The organism is Streptomyces sp. R302 (genome assembly GCF_012927245.1).
Lineage (GTDB): Bacteria > Actinomycetota > Actinomycetes > Streptomycetales > Streptomycetaceae > Streptomyces.
This window is the reverse complement of sequence record NZ_JABBGE010000004.1, coordinates 57,935-81,628: the sequence shown is the minus strand read 5'-3', so window position 1 is coordinate 81,628 and position 23,694 is coordinate 57,935. Positions and strand designations below refer to the sequence as shown.

The 23,694-nt window shown below is 73.9% G+C and carries 15 protein-coding genes; 3 read left to right on the top strand and 12 right to left on the bottom strand.

All coding sequences use genetic code 11. From position 1 onward, the window contains the following. Positions 1–1,078 precede the first annotated feature (1,078 nt). The 3 genes from HHL19_RS13470 to HHL19_RS13460 form a co-directional block, all read right to left on the bottom strand. On the bottom strand, positions 1,079–1,522 hold the full coding sequence (locus HHL19_RS13470; RefSeq protein ID WP_169089121.1) for a cell division protein SepF: 444 nt from the start codon (positions 1,520–1,522) through the stop codon (positions 1,079–1,081). Further along, a complete protein-coding gene (locus tag HHL19_RS37230; RefSeq protein WP_169089119.1) occupies positions 1,519–2,568 on the bottom strand; it encodes a GHMP kinase in 1,050 nt (349 codons plus the stop codon). Before HHL19_RS37230 ends, HHL19_RS13470 begins: the two co-directional genes overlap by 4 nt. Positions 2,569–2,810: 242 nt before the next feature. Then, positions 2,811–4,076, bottom strand: coding sequence for an erythromycin esterase family protein (locus HHL19_RS13460; protein WP_169089117.1), 1,266 nt, complete (start codon positions 4,074–4,076; stop codon positions 2,811–2,813). Positions 4,077–4,166: 90 nt separating this feature from the next. Between HHL19_RS13460 and HHL19_RS13455 the strand changes: the two genes are divergently transcribed. Further along, positions 4,167–4,910, top strand: a complete 744-nt coding sequence (locus HHL19_RS13455; RefSeq protein ID WP_169089115.1) for a MerR family transcriptional regulator — start codon at positions 4,167–4,169, stop codon at positions 4,908–4,910. Here HHL19_RS13455 and HHL19_RS13450 read toward each other — a convergent pair. Continuing rightward, positions 4,874–6,082, bottom strand: coding sequence for a nuclear transport factor 2 family protein (locus tag HHL19_RS13450; RefSeq protein ID WP_169089113.1), 1,209 nt, complete (start codon positions 6,080–6,082; stop codon positions 4,874–4,876). The genes HHL19_RS13455 and HHL19_RS13450 overlap by 37 nt on opposite strands. 113 nt (positions 6,083–6,195) lie before the next feature. Here HHL19_RS13450 and HHL19_RS13445 point away from each other — a divergent pair, with 113 nt between their 5' ends. After that, positions 6,196–7,077: a LysR family transcriptional regulator gene (locus HHL19_RS13445; RefSeq protein ID WP_169090024.1), complete on the top strand. Its 882-nt coding sequence runs from the start codon at positions 6,196–6,198 to the stop codon at positions 7,075–7,077. 139 nt (positions 7,078–7,216) lie between these two features. Here the strand turns inward: HHL19_RS13445 and gdhA are convergent, their stop codons facing one another. The 3 genes from gdhA to HHL19_RS38490 all read right to left on the bottom strand — a co-directional run bounded on the left by gdhA (position 7,217) and on the right by HHL19_RS38490 (position 10,985). Beyond that, positions 7,217–8,566 carry an NADP-specific glutamate dehydrogenase gene (gdhA, locus tag HHL19_RS13440; protein WP_169089111.1) on the bottom strand — a complete coding sequence of 450 codons (1,350 nt, stop codon included), beginning with the start codon at positions 8,564–8,566 and terminating at the stop codon, positions 7,217–7,219. Continuing rightward, positions 8,563–9,981, bottom strand: coding sequence for an NADP-dependent phosphogluconate dehydrogenase (gene gndA, locus HHL19_RS13435; RefSeq protein ID WP_169089109.1), 1,419 nt, complete (start codon positions 9,979–9,981; stop codon positions 8,563–8,565). Before gndA ends, gdhA begins: the two co-directional genes overlap by 4 nt. A gap of 179 nt (positions 9,982–10,160) precedes the next feature. Continuing rightward, positions 10,161–10,985, bottom strand: coding sequence for an AfsR/SARP family transcriptional regulator (locus HHL19_RS38490; protein WP_169089107.1), 825 nt, complete (start codon positions 10,983–10,985; stop codon positions 10,161–10,163). A 161-nt stretch (positions 10,986–11,146) separates the two neighbouring features. On the opposite strand from HHL19_RS38490, the gene HHL19_RS13425 reads away from it, so the two are divergent. After that, a complete protein-coding gene (locus HHL19_RS13425; RefSeq protein ID WP_169089105.1) occupies positions 11,147–11,677 on the top strand; it encodes a flavin reductase family protein in 531 nt (176 codons plus the stop codon). A 109-nt stretch (positions 11,678–11,786) separates the two neighbouring features. On the opposite strand, the gene HHL19_RS13420 is transcribed toward HHL19_RS13425, so the two are convergent. The 5 genes from HHL19_RS13420 to HHL19_RS13400 all read right to left on the bottom strand — a co-directional run bounded on the left by HHL19_RS13420 (position 11,787) and on the right by HHL19_RS13400 (position 23,647). Further along, positions 11,787–13,043 (bottom strand): cytochrome P450, encoded by a 1,257-nt coding sequence (locus HHL19_RS13420; RefSeq protein WP_169089103.1) that lies wholly within the window; start codon positions 13,041–13,043, stop codon positions 11,787–11,789. Between the two features lie 149 nt (positions 13,044–13,192). After that, a complete protein-coding gene (locus HHL19_RS13415) occupies positions 13,193–13,603 on the bottom strand; it encodes a nuclear transport factor 2 family protein (RefSeq protein WP_169089101.1) in 411 nt (136 codons plus the stop codon). Between the two features lie 69 nt (positions 13,604–13,672). Then, a complete protein-coding gene (locus HHL19_RS13410) occupies positions 13,673–15,163 on the bottom strand; it encodes an NAD(P)/FAD-dependent oxidoreductase (protein WP_169089099.1) in 1,491 nt (496 codons plus the stop codon). A 249-nt stretch (positions 15,164–15,412) separates the two neighbouring features. Next, positions 15,413–16,603, bottom strand: coding sequence for an acyl-CoA dehydrogenase family protein (locus HHL19_RS13405; protein WP_169089097.1), 1,191 nt, complete (start codon positions 16,601–16,603; stop codon positions 15,413–15,415). A gap of 390 nt (positions 16,604–16,993) precedes the next feature. Beyond that, positions 16,994–23,647, bottom strand: coding sequence for a type I polyketide synthase (locus HHL19_RS13400; protein WP_169089095.1), 6,654 nt, complete (start codon positions 23,645–23,647; stop codon positions 16,994–16,996). Positions 23,648–23,694: the final 47 nt, after the last annotated feature.

Below are 23,694 nucleotides of genomic sequence, written 5' to 3'. Positions count from 1 at the left end.
GCCCGCGCGGGTGGCGGGACCGGTGCCGGGGCGGGTGCCGGGCGTGGTGTCGGGCACTGGACCGGTGCCGGGTGCGGTGTCGGTGCCGGGTGCGATGTCGGGTGCCGCCCCCGAGCGGGTACCGGGTGCCGTGCCGCTGCCGCTGCGGGACGCGGTGCCAGCGCTAAGCACCGGGCCAGTGCCGGGCACTGGGCCGGTGCCGGACGCAGCGCCCGTGCGCGTACCAGGTGCAGTGCCGCTGCCGGACGGGGTGCCAGCGCCAAGCACCGGGCCAGTGCCGGGCGCCGGGCGGGTGCCGGATGCTGTGTCGGTGCCGGGCGACGTACCGGTTGCAGCGCCGGTGCGGGTGCCGGGTGCCGCGCCAGTACCAGGCGTCGGGCGGGTACCGCGTGCGGTACCACTGCCGGGCGCCGTGGACGTGCCGAGTGCTGCGCCGGGCGACGTACCGGTTGCAGCGCCGGTGCGGGTGCCGGGTGCCGCGCCAGTAGCGGACGTCGGGCGGGTACCGCGTGCGGTACCACTGCCGGGCGCCGTGGACGTGCCGAGTGCTGCGCCGGGCGACGTACCGGTTGCAGCGCCGGTGCGGGTGCCGGGTGCCGCGCCAGTAGCGGACGTCGGGCGGGTACTGCGTGCGGTACCACTGCTGGGCGCCGTGGACGTGCCGAGTGCTGCGCCGGGCGACGTACCGGTTGCAGCGCCGGTGCGGGTGCCGGGTGCCGCGCCAGTAGCGGACGTCGGGCGGGTACTGCGTGCGGTATCACTGCTGGGCGCCGTGGAAGTGCCGGGTGCGGTGTCCGTGCCGGGTGCAGCGCTCGTGCGGATACCGCGTGCGGTGCCGCTGCCGGATGCGGTGCCGGGCGCCGTGCCTGTGTCGGTGCCGGGGGACGTGTCGGTGCTGGGGGCGGTGTCTGGGTGTGGGGTTGGTTCTGGGTGGGGGGTGGCGTCCCCGCCCGTTCCCCTGGCGGAGGGCGGGGTCGGGCGGGGGCTGGGTACGGCGAGGGTGGGGCCGCAGGTGAGGTCCATGATCGGACCGTACGCAGGGGTGGAGCTGACGAACCGTTACGCCGAGATGACCTTCCTACGATCGGGGGACTCCGGCGCGCGGCGCGCCGACGGGCTCCTCGTCCTCGTCGCCGGACGGGCCCTCGCCGGTGCTCTCGACCTCGGTCCCGGGAGGGGCGAGCAGGAAGACGTTGCGGTCGACGCGGTGCATGCCGCTGCCGAGGCCGAAGACGACGCCGCTGCTGAAGTCGAGGACGCGCTTGGCGACTTCCGGGTCGGCGCCGGTGAGGTCGAGCAGGACCGGGATCTGGGCGATGAGGTACTCGGCGACCTCGCGGGCGTCGGCGAAGACCTGGACCCGCAGCACGACCATGCGGCGCTGTTCGGCGGACTCGTACTGCTCGGGGATCGTGCGGTGGTCGACCCTGGACGGCCATTCGTCGCGGCCGCGCAGCGGCAGTACCTGGGCCAGGCCCTCCCACTGCTCGTCGGTGACGTCGTACCTCTCGTACCTACTCATGACCCCATCCTCCCGCCCCTCACCCGTTCGGCCCAACAACGACACGGGTGAACGGACGCCGGACGAAGACCGCCGGCGGTGAAGGTGCGGGTGTACGGGATGCGGTGGGCAGCGAGCGCGCGGCGGGTGGCGTCGGCGCGGGCCTCGGCGCCGGGGGCGGCCGGGTCGTGGAGGACGCCGGCGACGGAACCGCTGTGGGAGATCTGGACGCCGACGGCGCCGGTACGGCGGGCCAGGGCGACGAGCGCCTCGAAGTCCGGGTGCCGCAGGACGCGTTGGGCGCGGCGGGCGCTGGCGGTGGCGACCCGGCCGAGGAGCGCGGCGTCGCCGTCGGCGACGGCGCGGCGGAGCCGGTCGAGCAGCCGGGCGTAGGCGCGGAGGTCGGCGCCGGTGGCCGCCGGGGCGGGCAGGGCGAGGGTGTCGACGGGTTCGCCGCCGCCGAGGAGGCAGCCGACGACGAGGAGCGGCGGCAGCGCGGGCCCGAGGACTTCGAGGACGCGGCCCTCGCGCTGGGCGAAGAGGACGGGCCGCTCGTCGAGCATGAGGGGGTCGCTGGCGCCTTCGGCGCGGACGGCGAGCCCGGCGGTGGTGCCGGGGTCGAGGCGGAGCCCGTACGCGTCGGCGACGGCGCGCACGGTGGCGAGGACGTCGCTGGTGGAGCTGCCCATGCCGAGCCCGAGCGGCACGGAGCCGGTGAGGCGCAGCGTGCCGCCGCGCGCGGGGCGGCCGGTGCGGGCCGCGCAGACGGCGGCGGCGAGCCGGGCGGCGCGGGCGGCCTTCGACCGCCCGGCGGGCACGACGGCGACCGCGTCGGCCGGCGCGCCGGGACTCGGCGTGAACTCGGCACGGGTGCCGGGACCGTCCAGCGGCAGCGTGACGAGCCCGGCCCTGGGCCGCCCGCCGCCGTCGGCGAAGACCCCCTGCAGCAGCTCGCCGTGATGAGCTGCCGCGTGACCCGTACCGGGGGTGGGGTTGGGGGTGGTAGTGGAAGTGGGGGTGGCGGCGGGTGCCTCGGCGGGCGGGGGCGCGGGTGTACTGGCGGTCACGAGGGAGAGTGTCACCCCCCGGCCGGCCGTGCCCGTGCCGGGGGGTGGTGCTCCGGGAAGCGGTGGTACGACTCCGAGGGGCGTCGCGCGGCACCCGGGCGAGGTCCCACGGGGGCACCGCGCGGGGGCCTCCGGCCCTGACCGGCGGGGAGTGGGCGGGGGCACGGGGGCACGGGGGGGCACGGGGGCCGCGCGCCGTCAGGGCCGGCCCGGGCCGGGGATGCGATCCGCGGGAGTGGGGGTCAGGGGGTGGGCCACCAGGGGGTGGTGGGTTCGGTGGTGTCCTTGATGAAGAGGAGGGCGTCCGTGGTGGGGAGGTGGGTGGGGTTCAGGGGGGCGTAGCCGTGCCAGGGGGAGGTGCGGGGAGGGGGTGGGGTGGCGCCCAGGGCTGTCGTCAGGAGGTGGGTGTTCAGGAGGTGGTGGGGGGCGGGGAGGGTGTACAGGAGGCCCTCCACGGTGTTCGGGGGCGGGGGCTGGACCCCGCGGTGGCGGAGGGTGCCCACGGCGGTGGCGGCGAAGGCGTACTCCTGCCCCAGGCGGGAGGCGACGAGCGCGCCGGCACCCCACCATGCGACCTGCCGCTCCCCCATCCGCATGCTGCTCCGTTCGCGCTGGAGGTGGCTGTTGTGGGCGTGCGCGAGGACGGGGCCGCGGGCGGCGAGGGCGAGGAGGTTGGCGGCCATGAGGGAGTCGCGGAGCGTGAGGAGCCGGGGCAGGCGCGCGGGCGAGGGGTCCGCCATGGAGGCGTGGTAGCGGAGGAGTCCGGCGGCGGTGCGGGCGTAGAGGCGGGCTTGTCGGTCCGTGGCCGCTTCCCGGGGTGCGGGGAGCGCGTCCAGGAGGGCCTTCAGGTCGTCGGTGATCAGGCGGAGCCGCTCCGCCTCGGGCGTGCGGCCGACCGAACGGGACGGGTCCCGCAGGGCGGCGGGTTCGTTCCAGCGGTGGTCCTCGCCCAGGAGCTCGTCGAGGGTCCGGGCGGTGCAGGGCAGCATCGCGGGGTCGTAGTGGGCGGCCAGATGGGCGTGGAGCGCCGTGAGCGCCCGGCGGGGGCTCTCGCCGCCGGCGGTCTCCAGCGGGCCGTCGAGGCCGGCGAACCGCACCCGGTCCTCCGGCGGCCGGCCCTCGTTGAAGGCGCGCATCCACCGGACGAGCGCGCGGTTGGCCGGGGAGCCGCCGAAGCCGTGGCTGAAGCCGCGCGCCATGACGTCGTCGAGGGCGTCGTCGAGGGATTCGGTCGCTCCGTCGGGCGCGCTGTGCGTCACGTACGCGTCGACGAGCAGGCCCGCCAGGCAGTCGCTCTCGACGGCGACGGTCCGGTAGCCCTCCTTCTCGACCAGCTGTCGGAAGAGGGTGTTGCGCACGTCGAGGAGGCTGTCCTCGCCATGGGTGGGTTCGCCGAGCGCGAGCACGCGCGGGCGGGTGCCCAGCAGCTCCAGGAGGCGGGCCGCGTCGACGGGGTGGGCGAAGGCGGGTGTGGATGGGGATGCGGATGCGGATGCGGATGCGGTCATGGCGGTGGAAGCTACACCTGCACATTCGAGTGAAGTTCTGGCCGACACGGGCCTGCCACAGGCGGCCTTCCGCGGCCTAAAATCTCAAATATGGCTTCTCTCCGGCCGGCTGATCTCGCCCGCGAGCACGGCATCTCCCCGCAGACCGTCCGCAACCACGAGCGCGACGGCCTCCTCCCGCCGGCCGACCGCACCTCCTCCGGGCACCGCCGCTACACCGCGCGGCACGCCGCCGCGCTCAGGGCCTACCGCGCCCTCGTACCGGCGCACGGGTACGCGGAGGCGGCGGCGATCATGCGGGCGGTGACCGGGGGGCGGCTGGAGGAGGCGCTGGCCGCCGTCGACCGCGGCCACGCCGAACTCCTCCGCGACCGGGGCACCCTGGAGGCCGTGGGAGAGGTGCTGGCCCGGCTCGGTGGGGCCTCGGGCAGGGCCTCGGGCGGGGCCTCGTGGCGGGGGCGGAGGGGTGTTGCCGCGTCGTTCACGATCGGCGAGCTCGCCCGCCGCCTCGGGGTGAGCGTGGCGACCGTCCGCGCGTGGGAGAAGGCCGGGGTCCTCAGCCCCGAGCGCCGCTCCGACAGCGGCCACCGCGTGTACGACGCCGACGACGTGCGGGACGCCGAACTCGCCCACTTCCTGCGCCGGGGCGGATATCCGCTCGCCGTCATCGCCACCGTCGTCCGGCAGGTCCGCGCGGCCGGCGACACCCGGGCGCTGGAGGCGGCCCTCGACGACTGGCGCGGCCGGGTCGCCGCCCGGGGGCGGGCGATGCTGGCGGCGGCCGCGCTGCTCTCGGACTACCTGGCGCTGGAGGAGGCGGCCGGTGCCGGGTGACGGTGGTAGGCCTTGTTCGCGATCCGCCAGGTGCCGCCGGTGCGGACCAGCAGGAAGACGTCGGTGAAGGTGTCCGGGCCGTGCAGGAGCGTCATGGTGGCGGTCGCGACGGTGCCGTGGACGTCCACGGTGTCGACGCGCCGGACCCTGGTCGCCTCGTCGGGGGCCGGGCGGCCCCGGAAGAGGGCGCAGTACTCGTCCAGCGGCCAGGAGACGAAGACGGAGTCCCGGATTCCCTCGATGTGCGCGGTGGGCAGGAACGCCTCGCGGAAGTGGCGGGGATCGCCGGTGGCGTGGCCCCGGACGTAGGCGCGGAGCGGGGCGAGGACCGCGGCGTCCGGCGCGGCGGGGAGTGTGGCGGCGAGGGCGATGTCCGCGTCGGACGCAGCCGTGGGGGTGGCGAACGGGGCGGTGCCGCCGCGCACCGGGAGCCGCGAGGCCCCGGCGAGGAGGGCCAGGTCCTTCGCGAGCGCGCCGATCGTGAACTCGGCCGTGGCCGGTGGCGGGCCGTCCTGGAGGTAGCGGCGCTTGCGGGAGACGAGGCCGCCGAGCTGGCCGCGTTCGAGGACGTCCAGGGCCTGGTCGCGGGGCAGGCCGAGGGCGTCGGCCTGGTGCAGCGCGTCGCGCAGGGCGAGGACGGCGCCGGCGAGGCTGTGGTTGGCGACCAGTTTGAGCGCGGCGGCGGTGGCGGCGCCGTCCACGGGCCGTACGGTGCCCAGCGCTTCGAGCACCGGTCGTACCCGGTCGAGCGCGGCCGGCTCCTCGGCGGCGGCGAGGAACGTCACCGCGCCGGCGGCGACGGCCGGCACCGAGCCGAGGACGGGCGCGTGGACGTACGCAGGGCCCGGGCGGCGGGCCAGCGCGGCAGCCTCGTCGGGGGCGATCGTGGCGGTGTTGACGATCACCGCGTCCGCGGGCACCACGCCGTCGACGGCGTCGAGGACCTCCCGGCAGGCCGCTGCGTCGAAGAGCGCCAGGAGGACGACGTCGGCCCCCGCCACGGCCTCCTTCGCCTCGGGGACCGCGGCGAAGCGGCCGGGCGCGCGGGCCTCGTGCGGCCCTCCCGAGCGGGTCCAGCCCGTGACGTCCGCGCCCGTGGCGGCGAGGCGGGTGGCGATCGCGGTGCCCATGCGGCCCAGGCCCAGGACGGTGATGTTCTGCGGTGCGGTCATGAGGCCACGATCCGCCCTCGCGAACACTGCGACAAGCGCAGATCTCGCAGGCCAGGTCTGCGTGATGCGCATACCTCTCCGCATACTTCGGCATACTGGCGTCCATGGATCTGATGGATCTGACGGTGTGGCGGAGTTTCGTGACCGTGTGCCGGCTGGGGTCGTTGTCGGCTGCCGCGGCGGAGTCGCATCACACGCAGTCGGCCGTCTCCCGGCAGATCGCCGGGCTTGAGCGGCAGTTCGGGGTGGCGTTGGTGGAGCGTCACGCGCGGGGCGTGCGCCCTACGGCGGCCGGGGAGGTGTTCCGGCGGCACGCCCTGGCCACGCTCGACGAGGCCGACCGGGCGGTGAGCGCCGTGCGGGCCGTCCGGGACGGGGCGCGGGAGCGGCCGCTGGCCGTCGGGGCCACGCCGTCGCTCGCGGCGGGGATCGTCCCCGAGGCGGTGCGGGCGCTGCTCGACGAGGCGGGGCCGCTGCCGTGGAGTCTGCGTCCGGGGCTGAGCGCGGACCTGCACGAGCGGGTCCTCGCGGGGGAGCTCGACGTCGCGGTGGTCACGGACGCGCCGCCCGGGCTGCCGCACGCGCCCCGGCTCGTACGCCACTTCCTGGGGCTCGACGAGATGGTCGTCGCGCTGCCCGCCGGGCATCCCGCGGCGGGAGGCGGGGCGGTGGACATCGGCGGGCTCGCCGGGGAGACGTGGGTGGAGGACGACGACGGGTCGGCGGCGCTGCTGCGGCAGCACGCGGCCCGCGCCGGAGCGACCGTACGCGTCGATCTCGCCGCCGCGGATCTGCCGGGCAAGGTCGCCCTCGTGGCGACCGGTCATGCCATCGCCCTGATCCCCGGGGTCCTGACCCGGGCGCTGCGCCCGGACGTCACCACGGCGCGGCTCGTGGCCGCCCCGACGCGCGGGATCTACGCGATCGCCCCGCGCCGGGACGCCCATCCTTCCGTGAGGCCGCTTCTCGCACATCTCGGCGCGGGGTTCGGCTGACGCGGTGTCGTCGGTCGACGGAGCCGTCGGCCGGGGCTCGTCGGGAGGACGGGGGGGCCTCACCGGTCGGTGGCGAGGGGACTCCCGGTCCGCTCCCCCGCACATGGGAGCGGACCGGGAGCCGGTCGGGGAGGGTGGGTCAGATCACGCCCTGGTCGAGCATGGCCGCGGCGACGCGCTCGAAGCCGGCGATGTTGGCTCCGGCGACGTTGTCGCCGGGGGTTCCGTAGCGTTCGGCGGTCTCGACGCAGGTGCGGTGGATGTCGCGCATGATCGTGGCGAGCTCCTGCTCGACCTGCGCGAAGTCCCAGGCGACGCGTCCGGCGTTCTGGCGCATCTCCAGGGCGGAGGTGGCGACGCCGCCCGCGTTGGCGGCCTTGCCCGGGCCGAAGGCGACGCCGGCCTCCTGCAGGACGCGGACCGCCTTCGGGGTGACGGGCATGTTGGCGCCCTCGGAGACGGCCTTGACCCCGTTGCGTACGAGGGTGAGCGCGGCGTTCTCGTCCAGCTCGTTCTGGGTCGCGGAGGGGAGGGCGATGTCGACGGGGACGTCCCACACGCTGCCGCCGGTGACGAACCGGGCGGCGCCGCCGCGCCGTTCGGCGTACTCGGAGATCCGGCCGCGCTCGACCTCCTTGATCTGCTTGAGCAGGGCCACGTCGATGCCCTTCTCGTCGACGACGTAGCCGCTGGAGTCGGAGGCGGTGAGGACGTGGGCGCCCAGCGCCTGGGCCTTCTCGATGGAGTGGAGGGCGACGTTGCCGGAACCGGAGACGCCGACCTGCAGGCCCTCCAGGTCCTGGCCGCGGTGGCGCAGCATCTCGGCCGTGAAGAGGACGTTGCCGTAGCCGGTGGCCTCGGCGCGGGCCTGCGAGCCGCCCCAGCCGGTGCCCTTGCCGGTGAGGACGCCGGCCTCCCAGCGGTTGGTGATGCGGCGGTACTGGCCGAAGAGGTAGCCGATCTCCCGGCCGCCGACGCCGATGTCGCCGGCGGGGACGTCGGTGTGCTCGCCGAGGTGGCGGTGGAGCTCGGTCATGAAGGACTGGCAGAAGCGCATCACTTCGGCGTCCGAGCGGCCGCGGGGGTCGAAGTCGCTGCCGCCCTTGCCGCCGCCGATGCCGAGGCCGGTCAGCGCGTTCTTGAAGATCTGCTCGAAGCCGAGGAACTTGACGATGCCGAGGTTGACGGAGGGGTGGAAGCGCAGGCCGCCCTTGTAGGGGCCGAGGGCGCTGTTGAACTCGACGCGGAAGCCGCGGTTCACCCGGACGGTTCCGGAGTCGTCCACCCACGGGACCCGGAACATCAGCTGCCGCTCCGGTTCCACGAGGCGCTCCACCAGCTTGGCCGTGGCGTACTCGGGGCGGGCCGTGAGCACGGGGCCGAGGGATTCGAGGACCTCGCGGGCGGCCTGGTGGAATTCGGCCTCGCCGGGGTTGCGCCGCAGGATCTCGTCGTACAGGGAGTCCAGCTGAGGGGTCAGAGCGGTCATGGGATCCGTAAGCCTTTCGGGATGAAGTCGTCGTGCTGTGCCGTGCGGTGTCCCGTGCGGACTCCCGCCGGGTCGAGCCGTCCCCGGGCGGGGGCGGCCGGAACGCGCTCGGCGCGCAGGGTGTCGTAGTAGGAGAGGGCGGTGGAGAGGGCGGGGGCGGGGACGCCGCCGCGGGCCGCCGCGGCGACGACGCCGCGCCAGCCGCGCTGCGCCGCGGCGAACTCGCGGGTGAACGCGGCGTCGGCCGGGAAGCAGGGCACGGCGCGGCCCGACCCGTGGGCGCCGGCGATCCGGTCGAGGAAGGGCGCCGGGACGAGGGAGTCGTCGCCCCAGAGGGAGGAGACGACGCCGAGGTCGATGTCCCAGCCGTAGGCGCCGTTCGCCTCCACGATCCGGTGCCAGCCCTGGGCCCACACCACGACCTTGGAGGCGTACAGCGCCTGCTCCACCTCGCGGACGAACCCGTCGGCGTCGGCGAGGTGCCGTCCGATGGGCTCGGGTCCGGGCAGCCGGCGGGCGGCCCGGTGCCAGGCGGCGAGGCCGGACAGCGCCTGGTCGAACACCGCCGCGGCGATGTTCGCGACGGGGACGTCGGCGTCCTGGGCGCTCCGGGCGACGCGGCGCCCGTAACCACCCCCTTGCCCGTCGTACGGCTCCTGCCGGCTCTCCCCGTCCGCGACGGCGGTGCGGGCGAGGAGGTCGGCGGTGATCTCCGTGAAGTGGGCGCCGAGCCGGCCGCCGTCCCACCGCCCGAAGACGTCCGCGATGCGCGCCGGCGAGAAGCCGCCGATCCCGCGGAGCAGGTCGTACGCCTCCGCGGTCAGCTCCACGGTGGCGTGGGCGATGCCGTCGTGCACCATCTTCACGAAGTGGCCCGCGCCGTCGGGACCTACGCGCGTCGCGGCGGGGCGGCCGTCGGAGGTGCGGGTGGCGATCGTCTCCAGGACGGGGCCGACGACGTCGTACGCCTCCGGGGAGCCGCCGACGGTGATGCTGGGGCCGTACAGCGTCTTCTCCTCGCCGCCGGAGATGCCGGCTCCGACGAAGTGGATGCCGTGCTCCCCCAGTTCGGCCTCGCGGCGGCGGGTGTCGGCGAAGTGCGCGTCGCCGCCGTCGACGAGGAGGTCCCCGGGTTCGAGGAGCGGGGCGAACGCGGCGATGACGGAGTCCGTCGCCTCCCCGGCCCTGACCGTGATCAGGAGCCGTCGGGGCCGCTCCAGGGAGGAGAGGAGCTCGCGCGCGGTCCGGGCGGGGAGGAACGTGCCCTCGTGCCCGAACTCGCTCACGAGGCCCCGGGTCCGGTCGGCGGTCCGGCTGTGCACGGCGACCGCGTAGCCGCGACGGGCCAGGTTGCGGGCGAGGTTGCGCCCGGTCGCCGCGAGGCCGATGACGCCTATCTGGGCGGTCGAGGGCATGGCAAAGCTCTCCTTTCTGCGTGGGTGGGTCGTGAGAACGTCGTGGACGCGCCTTCGGGGCGCCGTGGAAACGCCGTGGTGCGGCCGCCCCACTCCGTGTCGCCGAACGTCGCACGCGACGTCGGCCGGGCAGCCGCACCATCAGAACCTTCGACCGGTCCCGTTGATTCCCGGGAGGGTCAGCCGGCGAGAGAGACTTTTCGCAGGGGCGTGACCTCGAGCTCCGCCCGGATCACTTCCTTGCGCACGGGCGCCGAACCGAGCACCTCGCGCTGCAACATCTGGACCTCGGGAGAGGGTTCGAGACCCAGCTCCTCGTTCAGGAGGCGCCGCAGGTTCTGGTACGCCTGGAGCGCCTCGGCGCGCCGGCCCGCCTGGGACAGGGCGCGGATCAGCTGGCCGTGGAACCACTCGTTGAGCGGATAGTCCTGGACCCGCATGCGCAGCTCGGGGATCGTCTCCCGGTAGCGGCCGAGGCGGTGCTCGGTCTCGATGCGCAACTCAAGTGCCCGGATGCGGAGTTCCTCGACGTGCGAGATGGCGGACGCGAGCACCTCTCCGGTCCGCACGGTCGACAGCACCGGGCCACGCCACAGGGCGAGCGCCTCGCGGAGCCGGGCGGAAGCGCCCTGGACGGCCCCCAGTTCGAGGTCCTCCTGCGCCTGGTTGATCAGACCCTCGAAGACCAGGAGGTCGATCTCGTCCGCGTCGACCTCGGCGACGTACCCGCGCGAACGGGTGGTCACGATCTGGCGGTTGGCCGGTATTCCACACTCGCTCACCAGCATGCGGCGGGCGTGGTACACGTACGTCTGGAGTGTCGTCTGAGCGCTTCGAGGCGGATGGGCACCCCATAGCTCCCGTATGAGAGCTTCGGACGCCACGACCTCGTTGGGCCTGGTGAGGAGCAGGGCAAGCGTCTGACAGACCTTCGGCGTACCGGGTCGATGGATGCGACCGTCGTCCGTGATGATCTCGAAAGGGCCTAAGAGGTTGAATCGCACTCCGCACACTCCTTCCCGGCGCTTTTGGCGCCGGCCTCACATCGTCGACGTGGCTGAGTTCACCCTAGGCAGATGGCCTGTCACGGAGCCAACAAACGACAAGGAAGTGTCAAGTGTTGATTTTCACCTAACGGGAAGAGGGGTCGCGACATCGACTGGACATGCTTTCGAGGCGGTTCCCGGACCATGGACATGTGCTCACAAAGTCGATCTCCCCAGACCTTTTCCGTGCCGCTCTGTCCCACTGGACCAGTGGAGTCACCGTCGTGACCACGTCGGATCCGGCGGGCTCGCACCACGGCTTCACCGCGAGCGCCTTCTCGTCGGTCTCCCTGGATCCCGCCCTCGTCCTCGTGTGCCTGGACAACAGGGCGAACTGCTACGAGGCCTTCGACCAGTCGTCGGGCTTCGCGGTGCACGTCCTCGCCGAGGGCCAGGAGGGCCTCGCCGGGCACTTCGCGCGCAAGGGGGCGGACAAGTTCGCCGGTCTCGACATGGACCTGTCCCCCGCCGGGCTGCCGCTGCTGCCGGACGCCCTGGTGCGGATGGAGTGCCGGACCGAACGCCGCATACCGGCCGGCGACCACCTGATCCTCATCGGCGAGGTGCTGGAGGCGCAGACCGGGGACGGCGACCCCCTGGTCTACTACCGGAGCGACTTCCGCCGACTCGCCGACGGGAGCCGGGCCTAGAGCCTCCGGCCTCCCCCCGGAGCCCATGGAAAGAAGGGGGTCGCGGCGATGACGCCGCGACCCCCTTCCTGATGCCCTGATGGCCTGATGCTCTGATGTCCTGATGTCCTCAGGACGCGCCGCCCTTCAGGAGCACCGGCAGCTCGCCGTGTCCGTTGGAGATGAAGGAGCCGAGGGGCGGGATCGACTCGGCCGGCCGGGCCAGGGCCAGGTCGGGGAAGCGCTCGAAGAGCGCGGGGAGCGCGATGGACGCCTCCAGGCGGGCCAGGGGCGCACCCACGCAGTGGTGGACGCCGTGGCCGAAGGCGACGTGGTCGCGCCGGGTGGGCCGCGTGAGGTCGAACTCGTCGGCGGTCTCGCCGTGGGTGCGGGGGTCGCGGCCCGCTGCCCCGAAGGAGATGAGGATCGGGTCGCCCTTGGGGATGACGACGTCGCCGAGGTCGATGTCCTCGACGGCGTACCGCATGGGCAGGTTGACCAGTGGGGCCTCCAGGCGGAGGGTCTCCTCGACGACGTCCTCCCAGTTCGCCTCGCCGGAGCGCACGAGCGCGAACTGCTCGGGGTGCGTCAGCAGGGCGTACACGGCGTGGTCGAGGAGGTTCACGGTCGTCTCGTGTCCCGCGGTGAACATCAGCAGGATGGTGTCGACGAGTTCGCGCTCGGTGAGGCCCTGGCCGCCGTCCTCGTCACGGGCGCCGATGAGCCCGGTGATCAGGTCGTCGTCCGGGTCGGCCCGCTTGACCTCGACGATCTCGGCGAGGAGGGCGTACACCTCGGCCTCGTTGCGCTGGGCGTCCTCGGCCGAGGCACTGGTGTCGAAGAGGTTGTGGATGACGTGGAGCAGCCGGTCGCGCAGGTCGTCCCGGATGCCGAGGAGTTCGGAGATGACGTACGTGGGGAGGGGGTAGGCGAACTCGGCCCTCAGGTCGACCGTCCCGTCCGTGCCGTCCTCGGAGAGCGCGGCCAGCCGGTCGAGGAGGGTGTGCGTCAGTTCCTCGATGCGCGGGCGCAGGACGGCGGTGCGACGGGCGGTGAACGCCTTGGCGACGAGCTTGCGCAGGCGCTTGTGGTCGTCGCCGTAGGCCGTGATCATGTTGCGGTCCGCGACCCACATGGCGAGCGACCAGGTCTGCGCGAGCTCGCTCTCGCCGTTGCCCCAGGCGGGCCAGTGCTGGTACGTGTCGCGGGAGACGCGCGGGTCGGTGAGCAGGTCCTTGACGAGCTGGTGGTCGGTGACGGTCCAGACGACCACGCCGCCCGGCAGTTCGGTCTGGGTGGCCCGGCCTCTCGCTCTGAGCAACCGGCCCTCGGCGTGGACGTCCGAGCCTGTCGGGTCTATGACAAACGGGCACCGCATGCTGCTCATCCTTCTGGCCTCGCTCCTATGGGGGAAGGGGCGGCCCCCGGAACGAACACGCGCTTCGTAGGGGTGGTCGAAGCGCGTGTCCTCCGGGGGCCGTGCAGGGGTCTCGCAACGGTTCCGGGGCGGGGGGCACCCGGAACCGTTGGTGCGTCTTAGGCGGTGGGCAGCTCGTCGGCGAGCGGACGGTCGACCGCCATGATCCAGCGGTTCTCGCCGACGCGCCGCATCACGTCGGTGCAGGTGCCGTTGATGACGGTGCGCTCGCCGTCCTCACCGGTGAGCTCCAGCTCGAACTCGACGAACACGAGCGAGACGTCGCCCGCGACGTAGTTGTTGGTCACGCGCGAGTCGAGCTTCGGTCCGGTCTTCAGCAGGTCGATGATGCCCTGCTTCCGCTCGGCGCCCGTGAGGGGCTTTCCGGTCAGATTCGAGATGGCGTCATCCCGGTACAGCGCGTCGAAGATGGCGCCGTCACCGGAGTTGAAGGCGTCGATGAACGCCTGGTTCTGCTGCTCGACGTCGTCGGTGAGGACCAGGTTCTTCAGGTCCGAGGTGGTCGTCATGGCGGTGAGGTACTCCTGTTTCTACGGGAGGGTGGGGTCGGCGGCGGTCGCCGGCCTGACGGACGGGCGTCACGCCATGCCGGAGGCCTCCGCCGCCTTGATCGCGGCGTTGATGCCGGACTCGATGGCGCCTTCGATGAAGCCGTTCCAGCCGCTGGCCAGACCGTCGTTGGCGAAGGCGATGCGGCCCACGGGCTGCTGCAGGGCGGGCAGCTGGCGCAGGAGCTGGTTGGGACGGCGCAGCGACCAGCCGCCGCGCGCGTACGGGTCGTGACCCCAGTCGGCGACCTTGAAGTCGACGACCTCGTACGCGGATCCGAGGATCCGCTTCGTCTCGGCGTTGAGGCTGGCCTTGTCCAGGGAAAGGCCCGCGCCGCCGAAGGCGATCATCAGCTGGCCGTCGGGGAGCTTGTGCATGGGGACCATGGACTCGAACTTCGAGCCCTCCGCGCTCTGCACCAGGGTGCGGGTCTGCGGGCCGCGCACGTACATCCAGATCTTCACGGCGTGCGGCACGCCCAGGCCCTCGGTGGCCGCGTCCTTGAAGGCCTGCGGAATGCCGTAGGTGAAGGTGATGTTGTTCCAGACGTTCGTCGGGACGGCGCAGACGACGGCCTTGGCCCGGTAGACGATGTTCTGGGCCGTGGTGACGGAGACCTGGGAGCCGGCGGCCGCCGGGTCGGAGATCCGGACGATGTTCTGGTTGTAGCTGATCTCGTGCTTCGCGTCGTTGAGCATGGCCTGGGCGAGACCGATCATGCCCGTCGCCGGCTTCTGGCTGGTCAGGTTGAACCAGCCGTTGGCGTCGTAGCCGCCGAGGCCCCACCACTGGGCGAGGGAGGTCCAGCTGGCGCCGCTGGACGGCAGGCCCGCGTAGCCGGACAGGGTGCCGCCGATCCAGGCCTTCTCCTCCGCGGTCATCCCGAGCTTGGCGTACCGGTCGGCGACGGTGTAGCCGTCCTGGGCGGCGATCAGGTCCTTGGCCTGCAGCGGGTTCAGGGCGTTCGGCAGGAACGTCTGGGTGCCCTCGAAGAACTTCGTGTACAGCCCGCCCAGGGTCTCGAAGGCCGTGCCGACGTCGTACTGCCGGTAGCTGCCGTCGGCCTGCTGCGCGAGGACGGCGTCCATCGGGTCGTCGTAGACGATGCCGATGCCGTACTTGCGCAGCGAGCTCTGGATGTTCGACTGGCTCGGGTGGAACCAGCCGGCGCCGAGCTCGATCTGCTGGCCCTGGAGGGTGTCGGTCCAGGTCCTGCCGCCTATGCGGCCTCTGGCCTCCAGGATCTGGACGTTGTCGAAGCCCATGCCGCGCAGGTGACGCGCGGCGGCGAGGCCCGCGAAGCCGGCGCCGATCACGAGGATGTCGGGGTCGGGCTCCACCGGCGTGCCGCTGGGCGCGGCGGAGGCGGTGGTCGTGGTGCCGGACATGGCCATGCCCGCGGCGGCCATGGCGCCGACGGCGCCGGCCCGCTTCAGGAAGCCGCGGCGGTTCCAGCCGCCGGTGGCGGCCTCCGTGGTCCCGTCCTGGTCGAGCTGTGCGTCGCTGTGCTGAGCGTCCATCAAATGATCCCTTTGATCTCGTCTTTGTCGGTGGAAAAGCGGAGAGCTCCACGAAGGCGGGGCGTGGGGGGTGGGGGGTGGGGGTGACCATCTGATGGGCGCTCCGTCGTGCTGTCCGGCCGGGGCGTCGCACAGGGGGGGTGCGACGCGCGCGGCCTCCGTCCCCGCCCGGAAGGGGGAGTACGGGCGGGGAGGAGTCGGAGTACCGGTGGGCGCGGCCCGCCCGGGTGTGCGGGCCGCGCCTGCCCCTTACAGGAAGGGGGTCTCGGGGTCGAGGCCGAGCAGGACGCGCCCGTGGACCTCGAGGTTGGTGCTGAGCAGCAGCAGACCGTGCAGGGACAGGCCCTGGGCGTCACGGTGGAACCGCTGGAGCGGTGCGGAGCGGCCGATGACGGAGGCGCCGCTCGCGCTGTAGACGATCTCGACGGCCTCCTTGGCGAGCTGCATCGCGTAGGCGGCCTGGCCGCGGAGTTCGGCCTTCTCCTCGGTGGTGGGCTGCTCGTCGGCGTCGGCGCGCGCCTGGAGGCGGGCGATGTAGCCGGACTGCAGGGCGTACGCCGCGGCGATCTTGTTGGCGGCGGTGGCGACCTGGATCTGGGTCAGCGGGTGCTGGGCCTGGTCCGCGTAGTCGGTGTACGTGATCGGGCGGCCGTTGACACGACCCCGGAAGAGCTCCAGGGCGCCGGTGGCGATGCCGAGGTAGGCGGACGCGCCGGCCGCCATCACGTAGCTGAACAGCCCGTACTTGCGGCCGGGGGTGACCTCCTGGTCGCGGCCGGGCGTGGTGTTGAAGATGGCGTCGCCGAAGCCGACCACCCGGTGCTCGGGGACGAAGACCCCGGTGGCGGTGGAGGTGCAGCTGCCGGTGCCGCCGGCGGACGTCACGTCCCAGTCGTCGGCGATGGTGAACTCGGACTGCGGGACGATCGTGACGACCTCCTCGTGGGAGCCGTCCTCGTGCTCCAGGATGGCGGCGGCGATGTTCCAGTCGGCGCCGCGCACACCGGAGTTGAAGCGCCAGGCGCCGTCGAGGACGTAGCCGCCCTCGGTCCGCTTGAGCGTGCCGCTCGGGGTGAAGCCACCGGACACCTTGACGGAGCCGCCGGCGAACACCTCCTCCTGGACGCTGTCCGGGAACAGGGTGACGAGCCAGCCGCTGGACACCCAGACCATGGCGACCCAGCCGGTGGACGGGCAGCCGCTCGCGATCGCGGAGAGGACCCGGGCCTGCTGCTCCAGGGAGCTGTCGAGGCCGCCGAAGCGCGCCGGGACGCCCATGCGGAACACGCCCGCCTTGTCCAGGACGTCGATGTTCTCCTGCGGGATCCAGCGTCGCTTCTCGGCCTCCGCGCCGTTCTCCCGCAGCAGGGGCACGGCCTTCCCGACCTCGTCGAGAATGCGGTCGACCTCGATGTCGCCCGCGCTGTCGATCCTGGTCATTCTTTTTCTCCTCCCCAAGCCGTCTGTTTTCTCACCGGTCCGACAGCGGCGGTGGTGACCACAGGCGGCGTTCTGGCGTACGGGATCCGGAATTCCTCGGGAATTCAACGGAAGTTCGGCACGAATGCCGGCGGTCTGCGAGGTCGGATTGCGTTGCGCGAAGGTGCGCCGCAGGGGAACCGCGCCGATGCCAGAACGCTACGGGAGGGCAGTTTCAAGCCGTTCATGCCGCGAGTCACCGCGCGGTAATCGCCGGGGTGGCCTGAGCCGAGACCGGCGGATGCCCGCACGATGAGACGCGCGCCCGGCCTCCCCTCGCAGAGGACGGGAGGCCGGGCGCGCCGGGCGTGCTCGCCGGGCGGGGCCGGCGTCAGGGGTGGTGGGACGGGATCAGACCGCTTCCAGGACGCGGTCGTTCTCCGGCCGGGGGAAGTACCCGGTGGAGACGAAGAACTCGACGTACCGGGCGAAGAGTTCGGCGGTGACGGGCGGGCATTCCACGCCGGTGCCCTCCAGGGCCTCGACGGTGTCCGTGACGTCCATCGGGGGGTAGAAGCCCTCGCTGTCGGTCATCACCATCTCGAAGGCGTCGAGGAGCGGCACCATCGCGTTGTCGCGGTCGGCCGTCACCTTCTCCAGCCAGGCGTCCCGGTCGAACTCGTCGAGACGGTGGCCGGCGGCGCGCAGCAGCTCGGCGGCCTCGGCGAAGCTGAACTCGGCCGGGTTGTAGAGGTGGAAGGTGCGGCCGGTGTTCTCCTCCCGGGTGGAGATGGCGACGATGGCCGCGCTGACGTAGTCCACCGGCATCAGGTGCAGCGGTCCGGCCAGGCCCTCGGGGACGGCCCCCGCCTGGAGCAGCCCCTTGAGGCTGAGCCAGACGAAGTCCTTGGTCTGGCAGGCGCCGTGGGCCTGGTCGCCGGAGATGACGTCGACGCGGTGGACGGTGACGGGCAGTCCGCGTTCCACGGCCCGCTTGGCCAGCTGCTCGCACACCCACTTGGTCTGCACGTAGCCGGTGGGCATCGACTCGGGCGTGCCGACCGGGTCGGTGGGCCGCAGGGCCCGGCCGTCGCCGGTGGCGCCGGAGAACACGCCCGTGGTGGAGACGTAGTGCAGGGGCACGCTGCGGTACTTGGCGGCGAGCCGCATCAGCTCCACGGTGCCGCCGACGTTGGCCTCCCGCAGCCGGGCGTAGGGGTGGATCCAGTTGACCGACGCGCCCGGGTGGTAGACGGCGTCGACGGTACGGGCGAGGTGCTCGTACTCCTCCTCGGCGAGGCCGAGCCGGGGCCGGCCCAGGTCGCCGACGTGGACCCGCACCCGCTCCTGGTCGATCTCCGGCCACAGCCGGTACCACTCCAGGTTGGCGCGGAGCCGGGCGTGGGCGTCCTCCTGGTCCGCGCCGCGGACCAGGACGTGCACGGTGGCCCGGGTGGTGCGCAGCAGGTCGCGCAGGAGGAAGGCGCCGAGGAAGCCGGTGCCGCCGGTGATCAGCACCTCCGACGGGTCGTCGGCGGACCGGACGACCTCGCCGGCGGGGACGATGTCGTCCGGCAGCTGGATGTCGGCCTCGAAGTCCGTCTCGTCCGCCGCCGCCGTCCCGGCCCCGTCGAGGAGCAGTGCGCACAGGTGCGCGGCGAGCGCCGCCGGGGTCGGGTGGTCGAAGACCAGGGAGGCGGGCAGCCGCCGGCCGGTGACGGTGCTGATGCGGTTGCGGAGCTCCACGGACGTCAGCGAGTCGAAGCCGAGGCCGGGGAACGGCAGGTCCAGCGGGATGGTGCTGGGGTCGGCGTGCCCGATGACGGCGCCGATCTCGGCCCGCAGGAGGTCGACGAGGTAGCCGAGGCGCCGGTCCTCGGGGAGGCCCGCGAGGATCTCCGCGGGGTCTCCGGCGGCCACGGCGCTGTTGCGGGCGGTGGGCCGGCCGGGGGCCTTGGCCAGGGTCGTGAGCAGCAGCGGAGCCTGGGCGGCCTTCTCCCGCAGGGCGGTGATGTCCAGCGGGGTGGCGACGAGGGCGGGGCTGCCGAGGCCGAGGGCCGTGTCGAGGATCGCCGGGCCCTGCTCGGTGGTGACGGGGCGGAAGCCGGCCCGCGCGATGCGCTGGAGGTCCGCCTCGTCGAGGTCCCCGGTCATGCCGCTGGCCTGCGCCCACAGGCCCCAGGCGACGGAGGTCGCGGGCAGGCCGCGGGCGGCCCGGTGCTGGGCGAGGGAGTCGAGGAACGCGTTGGCGGCGGCGTAGTTGGACTGGCCCGCGCCGCCGATGACGCCGGCGAGCGAGGAGAACAGCACGAAGGCCGACAGGTCCAGGTCGCGGGTCAGGTCGTGCAGGTTCCAGGCCGCGTCGGCCTTCGGCCGCAGCACCCGGTCGACCCGCTCGGGCGTCTGGTCGGCGAGGAGTCCGTCGTCGAGGACACCGGCGAGGTGCACCACGCCGGTCAGCGGCCGGTCTGCGGGGACGGCGGCGAGGACGGCGGCGAGCGCGTCCCGGTCGGCGGCGTCGCACGCGGCGATCGTCACCTCCGCGCCGAGCTCCCGCAGTTCGGCGGCGAGCTCCTCGGCGCCCTCGGCGTCGGCGCCGCGGCGGCTGGTGAGGAGCAGGTGCCGCACCCCGTGGACATCGGCGAGGTGGCGGGCGAAGAGCGCGCCGAGGGTGCCGGTGCCGCCGGTGATCAGGACGGTGCCGTCGGCCCGCCACTCCCCCGTGGCCGGGCCGGAGCCGTCGGCGTCGACGCGGGTCAGGCGGGGCAGCAGCACCGCGCCCGCGCGGACCGCGGCCTGCGCCTCCCCGGACCGTACGAGGACGTCGAGGAGTTCGGCGGGCACCTCGGGCTCGTCGGTGTCGACGAGGACGATCCGGCCGGGCGCCTCGGACTGGGCCGAGCGCAGCAGGCCCCACACGGCGCCGGCGGCGAGGTCGGGCACGGTGTCGCCGGCGGCGGCCGGGACGGCTCCGGTGGCGAGGGCGCCGCGGGTGGCGACGACCAGCGGGGTGCCGGCCAGCCGCTCGTCGGCGATCCAGCGCTGCGCGAGCTCCAGGATCCGGTGGGCGGCGAGGTGCGCCGACTCGGCCGGGGATCCGGCCTCGGGGCTGGTCCAGGGCAGCAGGACCGCGTCCAGGCGGGTCCCGGAGTCCAGGGCGGCGGCGACGTCGGCCGGGCCGGTGAACGGCCGGCCGGCGAACCCGGCCCCGTGCCGCTGCGGGTCCCGCCCGTCGCGGCCGGTGCCGTCGGCGAGGACGCCCCACGTGACGGCGGCCGGGTCGGCCTGGCCGGTGGGCAGGGCGAGCGGGGTCCAGCCGATCCGGAACAGGGCGTCGGCGGCCCGGGCACGGCCGCGGCCGATCTCCTCGGCGAGGACGGCACGGAACCGCACGGACTCGGCGGAGGCGACGGGCTGCCCGCTGCGGTCGGCGAGCCGCAGCCCGTACGCGCCCTCGGCCAGCGGGGTGAGCCGGGCCCGGACGGCGGCGGCGCCGGTGGCGTGCACCCGGAAGCCGGTGAGCCGGTCGGCCGTCCACGCGGGTCCCGACCCGTCCTGGCCCCACGTCGGGTCGGCGATGCCGAGGGCGGAGGCGAGCAGCACCGGGTGCAGCAGGTGGGTGCCCGCACCGGGGACCTCCCGCTCGGGCAGCCGCAGTTCGGCGTGGAGCGAGCCGTCGTCGGTGCGCCACACGGTCACGGGCGCGGCCTCGGTCGCCGCGTCCGCGGCGGGCTCCGGCTCCGCTTCCGCGGCGGGGTCGCCGTGCGGTACGGCGCCCTCCGGCGGCCAGGCCGCGAGGTCGAACGGAGCCCCGGCGGCGCGGACGCTCAGCAGGCCGCGGCCGAGCGGGGTCCACGGCAGGTCGCCGCGCTCGGGGCGGGCGTGCACGAGGACGGAGCGCCGTCCGTCCGCGTCGGGCGCGCCGACCGCGACCTGCACGTGGACGCCTTCGCCGTCGGGCAGGACGACCGGGTTGTCGAGGGTGAGCTCGTCGACGCTGGTGGCGCCGAACTCGTCGCCCGCCCTGGCCGCGAGTTCGGCGAGCGCGGCGACGTCGAGGACGGGCGCGCCGTGCAGGGTGCGGGTGGCGAGCCAGGGGTGGGTGCGCAGCGAGAGGCGGCTGGTGAACAGGGTCTCGTCGGAGCCGGCGACGGTGACGGCGGCGCCGAGCAGCGGGTGCCCGGTCGCGCCGAGTCCGAGGCCCTGCGCGTCGAGGGTGGAGCTGCCCGCCTCGTACCAGTAGCGGTCCTGCTGGAAGGCGTACGTCGGCAGCTGCACGCGCCGCGCGCCGGTGCCGTCGAAGACCTTCGCCCAGTCGGGTCCGGCGCCGCGGACCTGGGCCTCGCCGAGGGAGGTCCAGAAGCGCTCCAGGCCTCCTTCGTCGCGGCGCAGGGAGCCGATGAAGACGGCGTCGCGGCCGGTGTCGTCGATGGTGCCCTGGATGCCGGCGGCAAGCACGGGGTGCGGGCTGCACTCGACGAAGGTGGTCCAGTCCTCGCCGAGGAGGCGGCGGACGGCGGTGTCGAGCTGGACGGTCTGGCGCAGGTTGCGGTACCAGTATCCGCCGTCCATCTCGGTGCCCTCGGCCCAGGTGCCGGTGACGGTGGACAGGAACGGTATCTCCGCCGTGCGGGGGGCGACCGGGGCGAGGAGTCCGGCCAGTTCCTCTTCGAGGAGTTCGACGTACGCGGAGTGGGAGGCGTAGTCGACGTCGATGCGGCGGACCCGCTCGCCGGCTGCCTTCGCCTGCTCCAGGAAGGCGTCGAGGGCCTCGGTCTCACCGGCGACGACGACGCTCGCGGGCCCGTTGACGGCGGCCAGCTGGATGCGGCCCTCCCACGGCTCGATGAGCTCCCGCACCCGGTCGGCGCCGAGCGCCACGGACACCATGCCGCCGAGGCCGGCGAGGACCCGGCCGATGGCCTGGCTGCGCAGGGCGACGACGCGGGCGCCGTCCTGGAGGGTGAGCACGCCGGCGACGGTGGCGGCGGCGATCTCGCCCTGGGAGTGGCCGACGACGACGTCCGGCTCGACGCCGTGGTGGCGCCAGAGCGCGGCCAGGGAGACCATCACGGACCACAGGACGGGCTGGATGACGTCGACGCGCTCGATGTCGGGCGTGCCGTCCGCGCCGCGCAGCACGTCCTCCAGGGACCAGTCGCAGAACTCGGCGAGCGCGGTGCCGCAGTCGGCGATGGAGCGGGCGAACACGGGCGCGGTGTCGAGGAGTTCGACGGCCATGCCGATCCACTGGGAGCCCTGCCCGGGGAACAGGAACGCGGTGCGTCCCGCCGTCCCGGCGGCGCCGCGGACCAGTCCTGCGGCGGGCTGGTCGTCGGCGAGCGCCCGCAGCCGGTCGAGGAGACCGTCCCGGTCGGCGGCGACGAGGACGGCCCGCTCGGGGAGGGCCGCGCGGTGCACGGCGAGCGTGTACGCGACGTCGAGGGCGCGGACGTCGTCGTTCTTCTCCAGGTGGTCGAGGAGCCTGCGGGCCTGGCCGCGCAGGGCGTCGCGGGTGCGCGCGGACAGCGCCCAGGGGACGACCGGCAGCTCCGTCGCGGCGGCGGTGCCGGTGGCGCTGCCGGTGGCGGGGTCGCCTTCGGCGGCCGGGGCGGGCGCCTCGGCCGGGGGCTGCTCGATGATGACGTGGGCGTTGGTGCCGCTCACGCCGAAGGAGGAGACGGCGGCGCGACGGGGCCGGTTCAGCTCCGGCCACGGGCGGGCCTCGGTGAGGAGCTCCACGGCCCCCGAATCCCAGTCGACCATGGGGGTCGGACGGTCGACGTGCAGGGTCTGCGGCATCATGCCGTGGCGCAGCGCCTGCACCATCTTGATGATGCCGCCGACGCCGGCCGCGGCCACGGTGTGGCCGATGTTCGACTTGAACGAGCCGAGGTAGAGGGGGCGGCTCTTGGGCCGGTTCTGGCCGTAGGTGTTGAGCAGGGCCTGCGCCTCGATGGGATCGCCCAGGCGGGTGCCGGTGCCGTGGGCCTCGACGATGTCGACGTCGCCGCTGCCGAGTCCGGCGCCGGTCAGGGCCTGGCGGATGACCCGCTCCTGGGAGGGGCCGTTGGGCGCGGTGATGCCGTTGCTCGCGCCGTCCTGGTTGACGGCGGTGCTCTTGACGACGGCGAGGACCTGGTGGCCGTGCTTCTTGGCCTCGGACAGCCGCTCGATCAGGATGAGGCCGACGCCCTCGGACCAGCCGGTGCCGTCGGCGGAGGCGGCGAAGGACTTGCAGCGGCCGTCGACGGCGAGGCCGCTCTGCCGGGAGAAGTCGACGAAGCCGCCGGGGTGCCCGTTCACGGTGGTGCCGCCGGCGAGGGCGAGCGTGCACTCGCCGCTGCGGACCGCGTTGACCGCGAGGTGCAGGGCGACCAGCGACGACGAGCAGGCCGTGTCGAGGGAGACGGCGGGCCCTTCCAGGCCGAGGAAGTAGGAGATGCGGCCGGAGGCGACGCTGGAGAGCTTGCTGGTCATCAGATAGCCCTCGAACTCCTCGGGGCCGTCGAGTTCCAGGTAGCTCTGCTCCACGACGCCCACGAACACGCCGGTGCGGCTGCCCTTGAGGGAGGTGGGGTCGATGCCCGCGTGCTCGAACGTCTCCCAGGCGGTCTCCAGGAGCACCCGGTGCTGCGGGTCCATGGCGAGCGCCTCGCGCGGCGAGATCCCGAAGAAGCCGGCGTCGAAGCGGGTGGCCCCGTCGAGGAAGCCGCCCTCCTTCGTGTACGTCTTGCCGGGCTTGCCCGGCTCCGGGTCGTACAGGGCGTCGGCGTCCCAGCCCCGGTCGACGGGCCAGGGCGTGATGGCGTCGCGGCCCTCGGCGACGAGCTGCCACAGGTCGTCGGCGGAGGCGATGCCACCGGGGTAGCGGCAGGCCATGCCGACGATGGCGATCGGGTCGTCGTCGGCCGCCTCCAGCTCCGCGACCCGGCGGCGGGCCTGCTGGAGCTCGACGGTGACGCGCTTCAGGTACTCGACGAGCTTCTCTTCGTTCTGCGCGCCGGGAGTGCCGGGAGTGCCGGACGCCTTGGGGGTGGGGGATGTGCTGGGCTTCGTGGACATGCGTGAATCTCTCCTCGGTGGCCCCGGGTGCCGCGTGGCACCCGGGG